Origin of the sequence: Amycolatopsis circi (assembly GCF_003385235.1) — a bacterium.
Lineage (GTDB): Bacteria > Actinomycetota > Actinomycetes > Mycobacteriales > Pseudonocardiaceae > Amycolatopsis > Amycolatopsis circi.
This window is the reverse complement of the sequence record NZ_PQIA01000053.1, coordinates 39,309-55,518: the sequence shown is the minus strand read 5'-3', so window position 1 is coordinate 55,518 and position 16,210 is coordinate 39,309. Positions and strand designations below refer to the sequence as shown.

Annotated in this window: 15 protein-coding genes and 1 pseudogene; 7 read left to right on the top strand and 9 right to left on the bottom strand. The window is 69.0% G+C overall.

Annotated elements, in window-relative coordinates:
• Nucleotides 1–2: 2 nt before the first annotated feature.
• On the bottom strand, nucleotides 3–2,234 hold the full coding sequence (locus D0D37_RS22850) for a hypothetical protein (RefSeq protein ID WP_116202609.1): 2,232 nt from the start codon (nucleotides 2,232–2,234) through the stop codon (nucleotides 3–5).
• A gap of 128 nt (nucleotides 2,235–2,362) precedes the next feature.
• Between D0D37_RS22850 and ahcY the strand changes: the two genes are divergently transcribed.
• Complete coding sequence (gene ahcY, locus D0D37_RS22845; protein ID WP_116202603.1) at nucleotides 2,363–3,844, top strand: adenosylhomocysteinase; 1,482 nt, start codon at nucleotides 2,363–2,365, stop codon at nucleotides 3,842–3,844.
• 504 nt (nucleotides 3,845–4,348) lie between these two features.
• Here ahcY and D0D37_RS22835 read toward each other — a convergent pair.
• Nucleotides 4,349–4,891 carry a helix-turn-helix domain-containing protein gene (locus tag D0D37_RS22835; RefSeq protein ID WP_116202601.1) on the bottom strand — a complete coding sequence of 181 codons (543 nt, stop codon included), beginning with the start codon at nucleotides 4,889–4,891 and terminating at the stop codon, nucleotides 4,349–4,351.
• A 47-nt stretch (nucleotides 4,892–4,938) separates the two neighbouring features.
• Between D0D37_RS22835 and D0D37_RS22830 the strand changes: the two genes are divergently transcribed.
• On the top strand, nucleotides 4,939–5,403 hold the full coding sequence (locus D0D37_RS22830; protein ID WP_116202600.1) for a YbaK/EbsC family protein: 465 nt from the start codon (nucleotides 4,939–4,941) through the stop codon (nucleotides 5,401–5,403).
• Between the two features lie 160 nt (nucleotides 5,404–5,563).
• Here the strand turns inward: D0D37_RS22830 and D0D37_RS22825 are convergent, their stop codons facing one another.
• Together D0D37_RS22825 and D0D37_RS22820 are read right to left on the bottom strand one after the other, a co-directional pair.
• The gene (locus D0D37_RS22825) at nucleotides 5,564–6,031 is read right to left on the bottom strand and encodes a nitroreductase/quinone reductase family protein (RefSeq protein WP_116202599.1); all 468 of its coding nucleotides are present in this window, start codon (nucleotides 6,029–6,031) and stop codon (nucleotides 5,564–5,566) included.
• Nucleotides 6,028–6,807 carry a glucose 1-dehydrogenase gene (locus D0D37_RS22820; protein ID WP_116202598.1) on the bottom strand — a complete coding sequence of 260 codons (780 nt, stop codon included), beginning with the start codon at nucleotides 6,805–6,807 and terminating at the stop codon, nucleotides 6,028–6,030. Before D0D37_RS22820 ends, D0D37_RS22825 begins: the two co-directional genes overlap by 4 nt.
• Nucleotides 6,808–6,911: 104 nt before the next feature.
• Here D0D37_RS22820 and D0D37_RS22815 point away from each other — a divergent pair, with 104 nt between their 5' ends.
• Nucleotides 6,912–7,556 (top strand): TetR/AcrR family transcriptional regulator, encoded by a 645-nt coding sequence (locus D0D37_RS22815; RefSeq protein WP_116202597.1) that lies wholly within the window; start codon nucleotides 6,912–6,914, stop codon nucleotides 7,554–7,556.
• A gap of 68 nt (nucleotides 7,557–7,624) precedes the next feature.
• Here the strand turns inward: D0D37_RS22815 and D0D37_RS22810 are convergent, their stop codons facing one another.
• A complete protein-coding gene (locus D0D37_RS22810; protein ID WP_425266965.1) occupies nucleotides 7,625–8,587 on the bottom strand; it encodes a hypothetical protein in 963 nt (320 codons plus the stop codon).
• A gap of 354 nt (nucleotides 8,588–8,941) precedes the next feature.
• Here D0D37_RS22810 and D0D37_RS22805 point away from each other — a divergent pair, with 354 nt between their 5' ends.
• The 3 genes and pseudogenes from D0D37_RS22805 to D0D37_RS49000 form a co-directional block, all read left to right on the top strand.
• On the top strand, nucleotides 8,942–9,199 hold the full coding sequence (locus tag D0D37_RS22805; RefSeq protein WP_244223628.1) for a hypothetical protein: 258 nt from the start codon (nucleotides 8,942–8,944) through the stop codon (nucleotides 9,197–9,199).
• A 26-nt stretch (nucleotides 9,200–9,225) separates the two neighbouring features.
• Nucleotides 9,226–9,867 (top strand): dTMP kinase, encoded by a 642-nt coding sequence (locus D0D37_RS22800; protein WP_116202594.1) that lies wholly within the window; start codon nucleotides 9,226–9,228, stop codon nucleotides 9,865–9,867.
• Between the two features lie 97 nt (nucleotides 9,868–9,964).
• Nucleotides 9,965–10,066 (top strand): annotated as a pseudogene (locus D0D37_RS49000) (dTMP kinase); the annotation flags it as partial.
• An 18-nt stretch (nucleotides 10,067–10,084) separates the two neighbouring features.
• Here the strand turns inward: D0D37_RS49000 and D0D37_RS22790 are convergent.
• Nucleotides 10,085–10,657: a TetR family transcriptional regulator gene (locus tag D0D37_RS22790; RefSeq protein WP_116202593.1), complete on the bottom strand. Its 573-nt coding sequence runs from the start codon at nucleotides 10,655–10,657 to the stop codon at nucleotides 10,085–10,087.
• 84 nt (nucleotides 10,658–10,741) lie between these two features.
• Between D0D37_RS22790 and D0D37_RS22785 the strand changes: the two genes are divergently transcribed.
• Nucleotides 10,742–11,641: an SDR family oxidoreductase gene (locus D0D37_RS22785; RefSeq protein WP_116202592.1), complete on the top strand. Its 900-nt coding sequence runs from the start codon at nucleotides 10,742–10,744 to the stop codon at nucleotides 11,639–11,641.
• Between the two features lie 32 nt (nucleotides 11,642–11,673).
• Here the strand turns inward: D0D37_RS22785 and solA are convergent, their stop codons facing one another.
• From solA to D0D37_RS22770, 3 genes are all read right to left on the bottom strand, one after another.
• Nucleotides 11,674–12,795 carry an N-methyl-L-tryptophan oxidase gene (gene solA, locus D0D37_RS22780; protein ID WP_116202591.1) on the bottom strand — a complete coding sequence of 374 codons (1,122 nt, stop codon included), beginning with the start codon at nucleotides 12,793–12,795 and terminating at the stop codon, nucleotides 11,674–11,676.
• Nucleotides 12,792–15,029: an FAD-dependent oxidoreductase gene (locus tag D0D37_RS22775; protein ID WP_116202590.1), complete on the bottom strand. Its 2,238-nt coding sequence runs from the start codon at nucleotides 15,027–15,029 to the stop codon at nucleotides 12,792–12,794. Before D0D37_RS22775 ends, solA begins: the two co-directional genes overlap by 4 nt.
• A gap of 181 nt (nucleotides 15,030–15,210) precedes the next feature.
• The gene (locus D0D37_RS22770) at nucleotides 15,211–15,996 is read right to left on the bottom strand and encodes an IclR family transcriptional regulator (protein WP_116202589.1); all 786 of its coding nucleotides are present in this window, start codon (nucleotides 15,994–15,996) and stop codon (nucleotides 15,211–15,213) included.
• Nucleotides 15,997–16,210: the final 214 nt, after the last annotated feature.

Genomic DNA, 16,210 nt, shown 5'->3' with positions numbered 1-16,210 from the left:
GGCTAGCGGGGGCGGGGTAGGTCGCCGAAGAGGGAACCCTGTTCGCCTAGGGCGCGGGAGTTGGGGCGGCCTAGGCCTGCGGCCATCGCGACTGCGTTGTCCCACTCGGGGTCGGCCAAGTACTCAGTGTGTTTGAGGACTCCGGGGGCCCATCGGTGGCGGCCGTCGGGGGAGCGCAGGGGGTCTGGGACCCAGTGGTCGCCGCCCAGGACCAGGACTCCTGCGTCGTCGGGAGTTGCTTCCAGGGCTCCCCATTTGCCTTCCGGGAGGTAGCCCTCGCCCAGGAGGTGGCCGCTGCTCGTTTGGTGGCGCCAGGTCGTTACGCCGCCGCCGAAGATGTCTGTTCCTCGGCATAGTGCGCGCCACCGGCCGTCCAGTGAGGAGAACAGTTCGGCCAAGGAATCCTGCGGCAGGACTGCGGGGAAAGCGCGTTGGTAGCCCCATTGCAGGGGGGAGCCGGCGGTGAGGAGGCCGACTCGGTCGCGTTCGTTCGGAGGGAGTTCGGCGCACAGTTGGGCGGCGGTCAGAACTGTGAGGATGCTGCCCAGGTTCAGGCCCGACAACACGACTCGGGTGCCGGGTTCGGCTAGGTGTTCCTTGACCCGGTCTGCCAGTTCCGGGACGACTTTGAGCGCGTAGCAGGGCGGCACGCCGGGGTGTGCGGCGCGCGGCCAGAAGGAGACGAGATCCGCTAGGGCGCCTAAGTGTCGGCTCCGTTGAGGGGAGCGGGCTGCGGAGTAGACCACTCTCAGCAGACCGGCGGCTAGAGCGCCCAGCGCGAATACGCCGATCGCCGAGACTGTGGTGAACCAGTTGGGCTGCAGGTTGAAGCCGAACCGTACGACCAGTAGCGCGATCGCGCCGACGCACAGGGCCAGCGCGACGATCAGCGTCAGGTGGTGCAGGTGACGGCGTTCCCATGCGGAACGTGCCCAAGCCTTGGCGGCGTCTTGTTCTTGCTGGTCGTCGTGTTCCATCAGTTCGACGATGGGCGGTACGCCGCGTCGGCGGCGGCGCAGGGGGACGGCGATGGCGTAGCCCGCAACGGCCAGTAGCGCCATCAGGCCTAGTCCGCCGCCCCACAGGACGGTGACCAGGTCGTAGGTCGTGGGCAGGGTGAGCTTTTCAGCGCGGAGCAGCTTTCGGACGGCAATCGCGAGTCCGGCGCCGAAACCGCCGCCGAGGAGTCCGGCGAGTGCGAGGACGGGGGCTGCGGCCCAGCCTCCTAGCCATGGCCGGAGTCGGCGTGGGCGGTCTCGCCAGACGGAGCGCGCCAGCAGTGCCGACGGGATCAGCGCGAGCGCGAAGAGCAGGGTGACGACGAGCAGAGAGCCGCCGAGGCCTTCGACGGTGTTGTCGACTCCGGGGAGCCGGTCGTCGACCGGTTTGGCCAGCACGGCGGCGAAGATGACCAGCAGTGTCGCGAAGGTGATCAGGCTTCGGCGGGCGATGGCACCGGTGTCGCTGCCGATCGCGCCTCCGATGAGGACCGCGAGGACCAGGGCGAGGGTGCAGATCCACGCGATCAATTGCGGGATTTTCGTCGGCACGTGGAATGGGCCGCCCAGCAATAACAAGGCAATGCAGGCGAGTGCGGCAACCGCGTGTGTTGCGGACATTCCGGGCGCTTCCGGATCTGCTCGCAATCGCATCGGGACGCCTTGGCGGCCGGGATGATCGGGCGGGCGCACTCGCCAGTTCGTGGACGAGATCCGGTGCAGCGCGTAGACCAGCGCGAGCAGCACGGCCACGCCGACGCCGATCCGCAGCGGGCCCTTGCGCAGCTCCGGGGTCACCCAGGTCAGACAGGCTCGCCCGGGTGCGAGGCATTGCGTCGCGACGAGGTCCAGCACGGCCGCCGCGATCTGGCTGACCAGCAGCATGGTGAGCAGCACCGCGGCGATCCGCAGCAGGCCGCGGCACAGGCCGCCGAGCCAGCGGCCGCGGTGCACTGGCGGCAGCATCCAGAACGCGACGTTCGCCAGCGAGAACGGGAACAGCAGCGCCCAGGCGGCCTTCGCGACGCCGCCGGACGTCATGCCGCTCCACAGGTAGCCTTCGACGGTGCGCGGGATCGACCGGCCGAGCGCGGGCACCACCGGACCGGGTGCCGGACGCCGCAGCCGGTCGGCCGGGCGCACCACTCGGCCGAGTTCGTCGCCGGCGACGTCGACGGTCTGGACCGTGTCGAGGAGCGTCTCGCCGCTCGTGCCCACGAGTCCGGACACCCTCATTTCGACGATGCGGGTGTCAGGGCCGGGGAGCGGGGCGGGCACGGTGATTCTCTCCTCATCCGTTCGAGTCAGGGTCGAGCCGACAACGGTACTGTTCAGGTGCCATCAAACCTTGGAGGAACCGCACTATGACCCCCGAAAGCGTTGTCAAGCGGCACGACACCCGGGGCGGCCTCGAATTCGCCGTCGCCGATCTCGAGGCCGCCGAGTTCGGCCGGAAGGAGATCCGGCTCGCCGAGCACGAGATGCCCGGCCTGATGGCGCTGCGTCGCGAATACGCTGAGGTTTACCCGCTGCGCGGGGCGCGGATCGCCGGGTCGCTGCACATGACCGTGCAGACCGCGGTGCTGATCGAGACGCTGGTGGCGCTCGGCGCGGAGGTGCGCTGGGCTTCGTGCAACATCTTCTCCACGCAGGACCACGCCGCGGCCGCGGTCGTCGTCGGGCCGCACGGCACCGCCGAGGAGCCCAAGGGCGTCCCGGTGTTCGCGTGGAAGGGCGAGACGCTCGAGGAATACTGGTGGTGCACTGAGCGGATGCTCACGTGGGAGGGCGAAGGCCCGAACATGATCCTCGACGACGGCGGCGACGCCACCATGCTGGTGCACAAGGGCACCGAGTACGAGAAGGCCGGCGTGGTCCCGACCGCCGACGACGAGGACCCGGAGGAGTGGAAGGTCTTCCTCGAACTGCTGCGTGCTTCGATTGCGAGCGCAGGGGCGGACTCCGGTAAGTGGACCGCCATCGGGCAGAGCGTCAAGGGCGTCACCGAGGAGACCACCACCGGCGTGCTGCGGCTGTATCAGCTGGCGGCCGCGGGCGAACTGCTGTTCCCGGCGATCAACGTCAACGACTCGGTGACGAAGTCGAAGTTCGACAACCGCTACGGCATCCGGCACTCGCTGATCGACGGCATCAACCGCGGCACCGACGTGCTGATCGGCGGCAAGGTCGCGGTGGTCTGCGGCTACGGCGACGTCGGCAAGGGCGCGGCGGAATCGCTGCGCGGCCAGGGCGCCCGGGTGATCATCACCGAGATCGACCCGATCTGCGCGCTGCAGGCGATGATGGACGGCTACGAGGTCAAGCGCCTGGAGACGGTGCTGGACGAGGGCGACATCTACGTCACCACCACCGGAAACAAGAACGTGGTGATGGTCGAGCACATGGCGCGGATGAAGCACCAGGCGATCGTCGGCAACATCGGCCACTTCGACAACGAACTCGACATGGCCGGTCTCGCCCGCTACCCCGGCGTGCGGCGCGTGAACATCAAGCCGCAGGTCGACGAGTGGGTCTTCCCGGACGGCAAGAGCATTCTTGTGCTGTCCGAGGGGCGACTGCTGAACCTGGGCAACGCGACCGGGCACCCGAGCTTCGTGATGTCGAACAGCTTCGCGAACCAGGTCATCGCGCAGGTCGAACTCTTCACAAAGACCGAGGAGTACGACAAGGAGGTCTACCGCCTCCCGAAGAAGCTGGACGAAAAGGTCGCGCGGATCCACCTCGAGGCGCTGGGCGGCGAGCTGACGAAGCTGTCGAAGGAACAGGCGGAATACATCGACGTGGACGTCGAGGGCCCGTTCAAGTCGGAGCACTACCGTTACTGATCGTTGACGCTGAAGCCGCCCCGGAATGCGTTCTGGGGCGGCTTTTGTCTGCAATTGAAAACATGTGATACCTGGGGCGACGTTCGGCTGGTGGGGGCACGTCGATCAGCGAGGTGCTCAACTGGTCGCGGGGCGAATGGTGACTGTCTGCTACGCCGATGCGAGTGCGGTCGTGCGTGTGTTCTTCGCTGACGAGCCTGAGCACGCTGAGCCGCGCGACCTGCTGGCGAGCGATCGGAACCGAGTCCCTGCGAGTGAGCTGACCCGCTTCGAGTTCGCCAGCGCGATGGCGGCGGCCAAGCGGTCCGGACGCATCCAGGAGGCGCGGGAGTTTCTCGATCAGTTCGATGCTACGAGCTGTCTTCGACGTTAGGTGTGATTCCTCCGGCCTTGCGCGTTTTCGCGCCGTGCAGCGCTTAGCCGTCGAGAACTATTCCCTTCGCGCACTCGATGTGCTTTACCTAGCGGTCGCGATGCGGCAAAAGCCAATGGGCTTCTCGTCCGCTAACGCGGATACCGCATCGTCAACACCGCCGTAGCTGGTCCGCCAATTCCGCGATAAACATGGTCCGTTTCCGCGATAAACGTATGCGTCCCCGCTGCGGAAACCGTCACCGGCGCATCAACCGGTCCCACCTCCGCCGTTCCGGTCAGCACCGTCAGGACTTCCCGCACCCCCGCGCTGTGCGGATGCGACACCTGAACCCGCTCGTGGATCGTCAGCCGGTACACCTCGGTCATGCCGTCCGGGTCCTCCCAGCGGCCGAGCAGGGTCGCGGCCACGCTGTCGCCGTGAGCTTCCGCTACGCCGTCGTCGCCGAAGAGCAAGTCGCTCAACGGGATCGACAGCGCGGTGGCGATGGCGAACAACGTGTCCAGCGTCGGGTTGCGGCGACCGTTTTCCAGCTCCGACAGCGTTCCCTTGCCGAGGCCGCTGTCGGCGGCGAGCGTGGTCAGGCCGACGCCCGCGCGGGTGCGCAGCGTCCGGATGCGGGTACCGACCGCCGCGGCGAGCGCGCGGCCGTCCGGGGCGGGTGACGTCGACACTCGGCCTAGTCTAGTGTTCTGTTTACAGAACAGCTGGAGGTGTGCGGATGTCGGCAATGCGAAACGTGCAGGACGCGCTGGACGCGGCAGGCGTCGCTGGTCAGGCGCGGGCTCTCCCGCAGTCCACGCGGACGGCGGCTGAGGCGGCGGAAGCGCTCGGTTGTCCGGTCGGCGCGATCGCGAACAGTCTGGTCTTCCTGGCCGACGACGCCCCGCTGCTGGTCTTGACCAGTGGCGCGCATCGGGTGGACGTCAACGCGCTCGCCGCGAAGCTCGGGCGCGGCCGGATCCGCCGGGCCAAGCCGGACGAGGTGCGGGTGGCGACCGGGCAGGTGATCGGCGGGGTCTCGCCGGTCGGGCATCCGGTGCCGCTGGAGACGGTGGTCGACGAGGCGTTGCGGCAGTACTCCGAGGTGTGGGCCGCGGCCGGGACGCCGAACGCCGTCTTCCCGACGACGTTCGACGAACTGGTCCGGATCACCAAGGGCACGCCGGAGCGGGTGGACGGGTAAAACACGGTTGCTGCTGTAGTCGTGCACTGAACCCGCCAATCTCGAGCAGGCTTCTGGCGATGTAGTCGGTGAGGTCGCGGAATCCGAGTGCTGAGCCGCGGAGGGCGGTCGCGGGCGAACACATTGGTGCGCTCACCGGCGGTGGCTTCGCGCACGGGGATCACGGTCGATGGCGGAAGCTGATGCGCATCAGCCGACTCCCAGCCCAGTCTTCGAGCCGGGTCGGCCGGATGGTGCCGGGATCGTGGGGCTGATTGAGATCCGCGACGATCTCCGCCAGCACGGCCTGACGTTCGGCTGGGTCGGTGACCGGCGTGGCCCGTGCCGCCAGATCCGCGCGAATCCCGTTCTTGAGGTGGAAGGTGAAGTCGGGATTGGCGAGGAGATTCGCATGCCAGTCGGTCGCGGCACCGCCGGCACCGCTGCACAGGTAGGTGGCACCTGCGGCTCGGTAGAAGAAGATCTCGATGCGGCGTGGCCGGCCGGTGCGGCGCCCCAGCGTCGTGATGTCGATGATCCGTTCTCCGGTGCCCGCGGCGCGGGTGATCTCGATGGCTCGCCGGACGTGGTCGGGCAGGTGGGATAGCGATGCGTCCCGTGCGGAGTCGTTCGTGCCTGGAGCGCTCATGCGGTCTGGGCCTGGAGGGCGGGGCCGAGGAGGAGTCCGCCGTCGATGACGTACTCCGACCCGGTGATGAACGACGCGTCCGATGACGCGAGGAACAGGAGAAGCCGGGTGACGTCGGCCGGTTCCCCGAGCCGGGGGACGGCGAACGGCTCGGGTGAGTAGAAGTCGGCGATCGCCGCGGTGGCACCGGCCGCTGGTTCGTGGATGAAGGGGGTCGAGATCACGCCAGGGTGGATGGTGTTCACGCGAATGTGGTCGCGGCCGAGTTCGAGCGCTGCGGTTTGGGTCAGGCCTCGCACGGCCCACTTGCTGGCGACGTACGGCGCGTAGTGCGCCGTGCCGCTCAGGCCCATGATCGAGGCGACGTTGACGATGGCTCCCCCTGCCGCGCGGCGAAGAGCGGGGGTCGCGATCTTGATGCCGAGGAAGATCCCGGTGAGGTTGATGTCGAGGATGCGCGACCACGTGGCCTGGTCCGTGTTCTCGATTGTTGCTGGCGGATTCTGCACGCCCGCGTTGTTGACGAGCACGTTCAGGGCGCCGAAAGCGCTCTCGGCGGCTAGCACGGCGGCGGACCACGAACTTTCGTCGGTGACGTCAAGGAGGGCGAAGCGAGCGCGGGGTCCGAGTTCGTCGGCGAGAGCGGTGCCGCGTTGCGCGTCGATGCCGCCGATCACCACGTTCGCGCCCTCCGCGTGAAAGGCGCGTACGTGGCTCGAGCCCTGGCCGCCGGCTCCACCGGTCACGAGCACGGTCTGGTTGTCGAAGCGGGACATCGAATGTTCCTTCGGTACGTGAGTGGTGAGCCGATCGACTCACCACCCCAACGCTAGGGCGGCGGCAGTGGCGAGTCAAGCCACTCACCTCGTAGCCTCAGCCCATGAGCAGGGTTGTGCCGACGTATCACCAGCGCGTCGCCCAGGAAAAGCGCGCGCTGATCGTGACGGCCGCGACCGCGCTGTTTCTCGAGCTGGGCTACGACCGGACGTCGCTGGCGCGGATCGCGGAGCATTCGGGCGTTTCGCGGGCCACCTTGTTCAAGCAGTTTCCGAGCAAGGCTGCCCTGTTCGACGCCATCGTCACCGAGTCATGGTCGACCGCTGACGAGGAGGAACCTCCGCCGGCGGGCAACGTCGTCGACGGGCTCAGCGCCATCGGACGCCGTTATGCCCAGTTGCTGAGCCGGCCCCAGATGACCGACCTGTTCCGGATCGTCATCGCGGAGCTGCCGCGATTCCCCGAACTGGCCCATGCGCAGTTCTCGCGCGGGAAGATGCCCTACTTCGAGTCCGTGCGCAGCTATCTTCTGGCTGAGCACGAGGCGGGAACGGTGCGGGTCGAGGACGTGGACCTCGCGGCCACCCAGTTCCTGGGCATGATCTCCAACTACGTCTTCTGGCCGACACTCCTGGTGCCGGACTGGGAGGTGAGCGCCGAACGCGTCGCCCAGGTAGTCGACGAGGCCGTCCGCACCATCGCCACCCGGTACGCCGTGACGGGACCAGGGGCGTCCGCCGGCGACTGAGACCGGCCGCCGCCAAAGGGCCCGACAAGCTCAGGGCCGCACCCTCATTTGCGAAGAGCCGATAAAGCTCAGTTCCATTCCACCGCGATGCCGGCCAGCCCCGGTCCGGTGTCGCGGAAATACCCGCTCGTCACGCCGCCGGTGTCGCACGGCAATTCCTCCGCCTCGACCGGCAGGGCGTCGTCGCGGGCGCGGACTTCGCGCGTGATCCGGGCGGGCATCGCGCTCGGCGCGAACTGCAGTTGCAGCAGATAGCTCGCGCACTGGTCGCGCAGCATCCGGTAATACCCGGGGAACGTCACGGCGGAATTGTCGTGGATTTCGAAGCAGAAAACGTGGATCTCGCCCTCGGCGAGCTTCCGGTCGAAAAGCAGCTCCGTCGCCATCGTCTCGCGGGCCGGGTGCCTGCGGATCCGGCCGACGCGGCAGCCTTCCGCGGTGATCAGCTCGACGTCGTCGATCCGGCAGCCGGGGTCGCCGTTGTAGACGGCCACGTACCGGTCCGGGCCGTGCCGCCGCGCGCGGGTGACCAGCCGGGTCCGGAATTTCACCTGGTGCTGCTGTTCGTCGATGGTGATCTGGTCGTGCACCGACAGCATTTCCAGGTCGGAATTCGACTGCCGGGACGTCGGCGGCGCGCCGAGGTCGCTCATCAGCTGCTCGACGATCGCGCCCATCTCGCCCGAGCGCAGGTCGTGGAACGACGCCGCCGCCTGGTGCCCGCGCGGCCGCGCCGTGCGCGGGCCGATCAGCACCACCAGCGAGTCCGCCGGCAGCTGGAGCACCGACTCCAGCGCGCGGACCGCGGGCAGCGCCTTCGGCACCTCGGGCTGGCGCAGCCCGCGCTGCCAGTAGCTCAGCGTCGACTGTCCGATGTGGACGCCGCGGAGCGCGAGGTGCGCCCGCAGCCGGGCGAGCGACAGGCCGCGATGGGCGATCGCGAGCCGCAGCGCCTGGTGGAATTCTCCGGATCGCAGTGCTTCGCCGAGCTCGGGCGGCAGTTCACTCGCGCCGCGCCGGCCAGGTTCCATGATCAGTGGGCCATCCCCGTCTCGTGCCACCGCTGTCCCTTCAACGCCGCCCGCGCGCTGGGCGTGAATGCCGCGGAACGTTCACGTTAGCAGCGCGCGGTAACGGGTCCGGCCCCCGTTTGGTGTGCTTGGCCACGGAAGGGTAACCGTTCCGTGTTCCACCGCCGACCCGGAACACCCCCGTCGCCGGACAGGCATCTTGCTCGGCGTGATCGACCGGTTCACCGTTGTGACCACCACTGGCCACGTCTAGGCGGGAGGTGCGTCATGGGCTTGGGGAAACCGAATCACGTGGGGAGCACTGCCGGGCGGGTCCGGCGGTCCTCGACCACTTGCCGAAGGCACGTCGGACGCTTGCTGCTTCTCGTAGCGTTCACGGGCCTGGCGTTGCCGGTGTCGGCACCGGGCGCGGGCGCGGCGCAGCCCGCCGACACCGGCAACGCCCACCTTACGGCCGTGCCGCGCAGCGAGGTCGTCCCCCGGGACGGCCAAAGCACGCCCGCGCAGCCGCACAGCGACGACTGGATTCCGCTGCTGTGCCTCGCCGGGCTGCTGGTCGCGGTGCCGGTGGGTTACTTCGGCTACGTCCGAGCGCGCCGCGAGACGGCCTGAGCACGCCACCAAGTATCTTCGACGGCGTGGGGCGACTGGTCGTAATCGAAGGTCTGGACGGCGCGGGCAAGCGCACGCTGTCCGAGGGGCTGACTGCTGCGCTGAAGGACGCTGGCGCGAGCGTGGGCAGTCTCGACTTCCCGCGTTATGGCCGCAGCGTGCATGCCGACCTGGTGCGGGAAGCGCTGCATCGCGGGCACGGCGACCTCGCCGATTCGGTATACGGGATGGCGATGCTTTACGCCCTCGACCGCAGCGGCGCCGCCGACGAGATCCGCGAACTGCTCGCGGCCAACGACGTGGTCCTGCTGGACCGCTACGTCGCCTCGAACGCCGCGTACGCCGCCGCGCGCCTGCGCGAGCACGCGGATGGCGCTGTGGTGCAGTGGGTTTGGGACCTCGAGGTGACGCGGTTCGGCTTGCCGCGGCCGGACGCGCATCTGCTGCTGCGGGTGAGCCCGGAGGTCGCTGCCGAGCGGGCAGTGCGCCGTGCGGAGTCGGATGCGGCGAGGGTGCGTGACGCGTTCGAGTCGGACGATTCGCTGCAGCAGCGTTGTGCCGCGGTATACGACGAGTTGGCCGCGGAGTCGTGGCTCGCGCCGTGGCATGTGCTGGACGGCGTGGCTGGGGTTGACTTGCCGACGTTGGCGAAGTCGCTGCTTTCTTAACCCAAGGCTGCGGTCGCTGGCCGCAATCCATCGAGCGCTTCGACGGCCAGCGCGCCGATTTCCTGCCTTGACCTAGTGGGCAGTGCGCCGGGCGGGGTCGGACGATTCGCTGCAGCAGCGCTATGCCGCGGTGTACGACGAGTGGGCTGCGGAGTCGTGGCTTGCGCCGTGGCAGGTGCTGGACGGCGTGGCTGGCGTTGGCGAAGTCGCTGCTTTCTTAACCGAGGGCCGCGGTCGCGGTGCGCAATTCGTCGAGCGCTTCGCCCGCCAGCGCGCCGAACTCCCGCCGATTTCCCGCCTCGATCCAGCGGTGGAAAGCCATGCCGAACGCGAGGCAGCCCAATTCGGCCGCGACGGTCGCGGTCGGTTCGCCGACTCCGTGCGCGGCGAGCGCGTCGTGCATGGCCGCGACCAGCTTGGTGCGCTTGAGCAATTCGCGCTCCAGCAGGTCGCTGTTCGCCGCCACGACCGGCTGCCGTTGCCGGGCCGGAGCAAGCCGCTCGCCGGTGAAAACCGCGGCGACGGCATCCAATGCCCCGCCGACCGCTTCGAACGGCGTCGCGTCCGCTGGCGTCCCGGCGATGCCTTCGGAGAACAGCCGGGTCAGTTCCTCCTGCCCACCGAACAGCACTTCCCGTTTGTCGGCGAAATAGCGGAAGAAGGTCCGTTTCGTGAGACCGGCGCGTTCGGCGATTTCGGCGACCGTGGTCTGGTCGTAGCCGCGTTCGGTGAACAGGTCGAGCGCGGCCCGCTCCAAGCGTTGGCGTGCGTTCGGTTCCCAGCGGCCCATGCCGTCCAGTCTAGGTGATGACACCGGATGACATCAGGCGTACTGTGATGGCACTAGGTGTCATCAACAGTGAAAGGAAGGCCCATGCGGGTTTTCGTCACCGGAGCCAGCGGGCACGTCGGCTCGGCTCTCGTCCCTGAACTGCTCGCCGCCGGGCACGAGGTGGTCGGCCTCGCCCGGTCGGACGCCTCCGCCGCGACGCTCGCCGAACGCGGCGCGCAGGTGCGGCGCGGCGACCTCGACGACCTCGACGGCTTGCGCGCGGCGGCCGCCGAGGCGGACGGCGTCGTGCACCTGGCGTTCAAGCACGACCTGATGGCCCGCGGCGAGCTGGCCGGAGCTGCCGACGCGGATCTCACCGCGCTGAAGGCACTCGGCGAAGCCCTCGCCGGCACCGGGAAACCACTGGTCGCGACCTCCGGAACCCTGATGTTCGCCGGGCTCGGCCGCACTGCCGTCGAGGACGACCGGCTTCCCAGCGGTCCGCGGGTCGACGCGGAGAACTACGTGCTCGGGCTCGCCGATCGCGGCGTCCGGTCGTCAGTCGTGCGGCTGCCGCCGTCGGTGCACAGCTCGCTCGACAAGCACGGTTTCGTTCCGACCATGATCCGTTTCGCCCGCGCGGCCGGGGTGTCGCCGTACGTCGGCGAAGGGGCGAACCGCTGGTCCGCGGGCCACACGCTCGACGCGGCTCGGCTCTACCGGCTGGCATTGGAGAGTGCCCCGGCCGGGGTCGTACTGCACGCGGTCGGCGACGAAGCCCTCTCGCTCCGGCAGATCGCCGAGACGATCGGCGCGCGGCTCGGTGTCCCGGCGAAGTCCATCACGCCGGAGGAAGCTCCGGCGCACTTCGCGTTCCTGGCGCCGATGGTGCAGATGGACGCGCCGACGTCCGCCGCGCGCACGCGTGAACTGCTTGGCTGGAAGCCGGAACAGCCTGGGCTGCTTGAAGATCTGGCGGAGGAGCACTACTTCGGGTCGTGAGTGTTGATCACGGTTCTAACCGTGATCAACACTCACGAGAACCTCGCCGGATCGAACAGCGAGATCGGATGCCGAGTCTCCCCGTCCACCACCAGGTCAGCGAGAATCTCCCCGACCACCGGCACGAACTTAAACCCGTGCCCGGAAAACCCGCACGCCACGACCACACGCGGATGCTTCGGGTGCGGGGCGATCACGAAATGCTCGTCCGGCGTGTTGGTGTAGAGGCAGGTCGCCGCGCGGCGGAAGGTCGCCGGGAGCGTCGGAATCCGGGAACCGACGACGGCCGCGACCGCGCGCACCTCGTCGTCGCGGATCCGCCGGTCGATCGTGTCGGCGGTGCAGGGCTCGCCGCCAAGGTGCACGGCGACTTTGACGCCTTGCGCGGTGTGCGCGGGAAATCCGTAGAACTGGCCGCCTTCCGCGGTTTCCCAGATGTACACGGGATGGTCGACGAACGGCTGCACGTCAGTCGGCTCGAACCAGTATTGGACCTGGCGACGCACCTCGAAGTCGACGCCTAGGTCCCCGAGCAGCACCGGTGCCCACGCGCCGGGGCACAGCACGAGCCGCTCGGCCGTGTAGTAGCTCGAAGCGGTGCCGACGCGCACCCCGGTTTCCGTGGTGGTCCAGGTGAAAACCTGCTCCTCGTGGTGCAATTCGGCACCGTGGCGCGCGGCGAGTTGAAGGTGCGCGGCAACGCTTCCTTCCGGCGACACGAATCCGGCGCCGGGTTCCCACAGCGCCACCTCGTCCTCGGCCGGGGTGATGGTGGGGAACCGGTGCCGGATCTCCGTCGTGTCCAGGATTTCGTGCGGGATATCGAACTTCTCCGCGGAAAGCGTGCTGCCCGTGATCGTGCGCGACTCCGGCGGTCCGCCCATCACCGCGCCGCAGCGGGTGAACAGCGACCGTCCGGAGTCGCGTTCGAGTTCGTCCCACATTTCGTGTGCGCGCAGCAGCAGCGGGACGTAATCCGGACCTTCGAGGTACGCCTGCCGCGTGATCCGTGAACCGCCGTGGCTCGAACCGAGGTTGTGCACCGGCGCGAACTGGTCGATACCGAGCACCTTCTGGCCCCGTTGCGCCAGCCGGTAGGCAGCCGCGCTGCCCATTCCGCCAAGACCGAGCACGATCACGTCGTAATGCGTCATTCGCTGCTCCTTAACGGCTCTGCGGCCACCTTCGCTGCGAACCGTTCCCCGAAGTGTTCGATTTCCACCGGCGTCCGCGGGCGGGCGTCCTCGACGGGAAGCCAGGCGTAGGCCAAGTTTTTGTCGATGGTGTAGCCGTACGCGCCGCTCGTGACATACCCCGCCGGGCGGCCGTCGACGTACACCGGCTCGCGACCCTGCATGACGGAATGCCCGTTGTCGATGGTCAAGCACGCCAGTTTCCGACGAGCCGTCGACGGAGAACGGTGGAGAAGCGTGTCCCGGCCGAGGAAGTAACCCTTGTCCATCCGCACCGCGAATCCGAGCCCGGCTTCGTACGGGTCATGCTCGGTGGTCACGTCGACGCCGCATCTTCGGTGCCCTTCCTCCATTCGGAGGCTGCGCAGCGCGTCCTCGCCGGCCGCGACGATCCCGTGCGGCTGCCCGGCCGACCAGAGCGTGTCCCACAACGACCGGCCGAGATCCGCGCCGGTGTGCAGCTCCCAGCCGGGTTCGCCCACCTCCGACACGCGCAGCACGGTCACCGGCATGTCGCCGACGTACGTCCGCCAGACCCGGGAGTCCGATGTGGACAGTTCCGGCAGCATTCGCTCGGCGAGCGGTCCCCACAAGCCGAGACAGCAAGTGCCACTGGTCGTTTCGCGCAGCTGGACCGAGCCGTCGCCGGGCAGATGACGGCGCAGCCACGCGACATCCCGATGGTGGTGCGCCGCGACGTGAAACTCCTCCACGCCGAGCCGCGCAACGGTCAGATCGCTGCGAATCCCGCCATCTTCGCCGAGCAGCAACGCGCTGGTGACCGAGCCGGGCGGCCGGTCGAGCTGGTTAGTGGTCATCGTCTGCAGGAACGGCAGCGCGCCGCGGCCGGTGATCTCCAGCCGTCGCCGCGGGGTCAGATCGAACAACGCCACCCGGCTCCGCGCCGCGACTGCTTCCGCGCGTCCACCGGAGGAGTACCGCTGCGGCCGCGCCCAGCCGTCTTCCTCGCGAAACTCCGCACCCAGCGCGACTTCGCGCTCGTAACAGGGCGAGGTCCGCAGCAGTTCCGTCGCTGGCCGTTGATGGCCCGCCGCTGCCAAACTCCGTTCGCGCACCCGGCCGGGCGCGAGTTGCAGCCGATCGAACCGGGCGAGGTCGACGGAGTGCAGGTCGAGGTGCGCTTGCCCTTCGATGAGCCAGCGCGTCAACTCCCGCGCGACTCCGGCGGACCACGCACAGTCCACCGCTTCGGCGACCCAGTACCCGTCGAGATCCGGATGCTCGCCCAGCAACGGCAACCCGTCCGGCGTGCCAGGGACCAGCTGCCGGACACCCTCCTCGACCTTCGCGTCGGCCAGCGCGGGCACCAGCCCGAGCGCGGCCGTCCACGACTCTTCGAAGCCCGCCGGCGCGAACTCGGCGTCAGTCTCGACCGGGCCCAGCGCGCTGATGCCCAGCCGGTCGACGTGCTCGCGCAGCGACAGCCCGGCACCGCGCAGGATCGGTTTGTCCGCCTCGGTGAAGTGGTCGTTGTCCCCGGCGAGCTGCGCCAACGGCGTCGTCCGCGCGTGATCGACGGCGATCGGCACCACCGGCACCGCGAGATCGACCAGTCGCCCGAATTGCGGCCCGCGCACTCCGGCGCACGAGATGACCACGTCGGCGCGGAACCGGTCGGTCGCGGTCGCCACCGCGGTCACCCGGCCCGCCGTGCGCACGATCTCGACAATCTCTTGCCCAGTAAGGAATCTCGCGCCCCGGTCCTTCGCGCGACGGGCCTGGGCGAGCGCCGCGCGGATCGGTTTGACGAGCCCGTCGCCGGGGAGATGCAGGCCGCCGACCACCTTCGCGGGGTCGAGCAGCGGGTGCAGCTGAGCGCATTCGCCCGGTTCGCGCAGATAGCCGCGCACGCCGGACGACGTCGCCCAGCCAAGCCGTTGCCGCAGCCGGGAAAGCTGTTCCGGCGCGGTCGCGAGTTCCAGGCTGCCGACCGGCTGGAAACACCAGCCGCCGTCGACGGTCAGCCCGCTGTACTTCTCCGCGGTGTACTTCGCGAACTCGGACGCCGTGCGGTCGGCGTGCGTGCGGAACAGCAGCCCCGGCCCGGCCGAGGCGATCGCCGGTTCCGGTTCGAGGACGGTGACCTCCGTCCAGCCTCGTTCGGTCAGCTCGTCGGCGACCGCGCAGCCGAGGAGCCCGGCGCCGAGCACAACCACCCGCGGTCGCACCGCCATCGCGAGGTACCTCCTGCCTGCCGGCCGTCGCGGACGGCCCGGCTCGGGACGAGACAGGCATGCCGGAACGCCCCGCCGGGGAACGGAGGCGTTGCGGATGGAGATCGATGTTCCGTCTGCTGCAACTCACAAATTGCGGGATCGCGGGCACGCTGTCAAGAGAGCCGCCGCGGCCGGGGAGTCACGCGGAAAAGTAGCCAAGCTGAGCGGAAAGCTCCCGTGCCGCCTCGGCCATCGGCGCGACGATCTGCCGGATCCGCTGCTTGGACAGCCGGTAGGACGGACCGGACGCGCTCATCGCCGCCACGACTTCGCCGCCGGGACCGCGCACCGGCACCGCGACCGCGTGCATGCCCAGCTCCAGCTCCTCGAAAGAAGCCGCGTAACCGTCCTCTGCGACGCGCTCCAGTTCGGCCGCCAGCTCGTCCCGGTCGACCGTGGTGCGCGGCGTGTACTGCTCCAGGTCGTGCGCGAGCATCCGCTTGCGCACGTCGTCGTCCATCGCGGCGAGCAGCACCTTGCCGCTGGAAGTGGCGTGCAGCGGCGTGCGCTGCCCGGTCCAGTTCTGTGTGGTGATCGCCGCCGACCCTCGGGCCTGGCTGATGTTGATCGCGACGCCGTCGTCCGCGATCGCGATGTTGACCGTCTCGCCCAGCTCCTCGGCGAGCGACTGGCAGGTCTGCCTGCCGAGCTTCGCCAGGTCCATCCGGCCGGTCGCGGCGCCCGCCAGCCGGACCACGCCGAATCCGATCGCGTACTTGCCGCGTTCGCCCAGCTGCTCGACCAGCCCGTGCGCCTCCAGCACGCTCAGCAGCCGGGAAGCGGTGGACTTGTGCACCCCTAGTGCGCCGGCGATCTCGGTGATGCCGGCTTCGCCGCCCGAGGCCAGCAGTTCCAGAACCGTGATCGCCCGGTCGACGGACTGCACCGCGCTTCCCGTTGCGTTTCCCGAGTCCTGGTTCCGCATAGCGCAACAGTAACCGTTCGGCTGCGATCTGTTCGGCTGAGCGGGCGAATCCGTTCCCGGCTGGACGACCGACGGGTCCGGACGGCCCCACCGGGCCGGTGATCCGATGCCAGGGACTTGAGGAGGCGCTGTGGGTGCGGCCTGAGGGGTGTCTGTCCTGGTCGCGAGGGTTGGCGAGGGCGGGTGCGGGGTGCGCTGTCCGTGAGGGGAACCC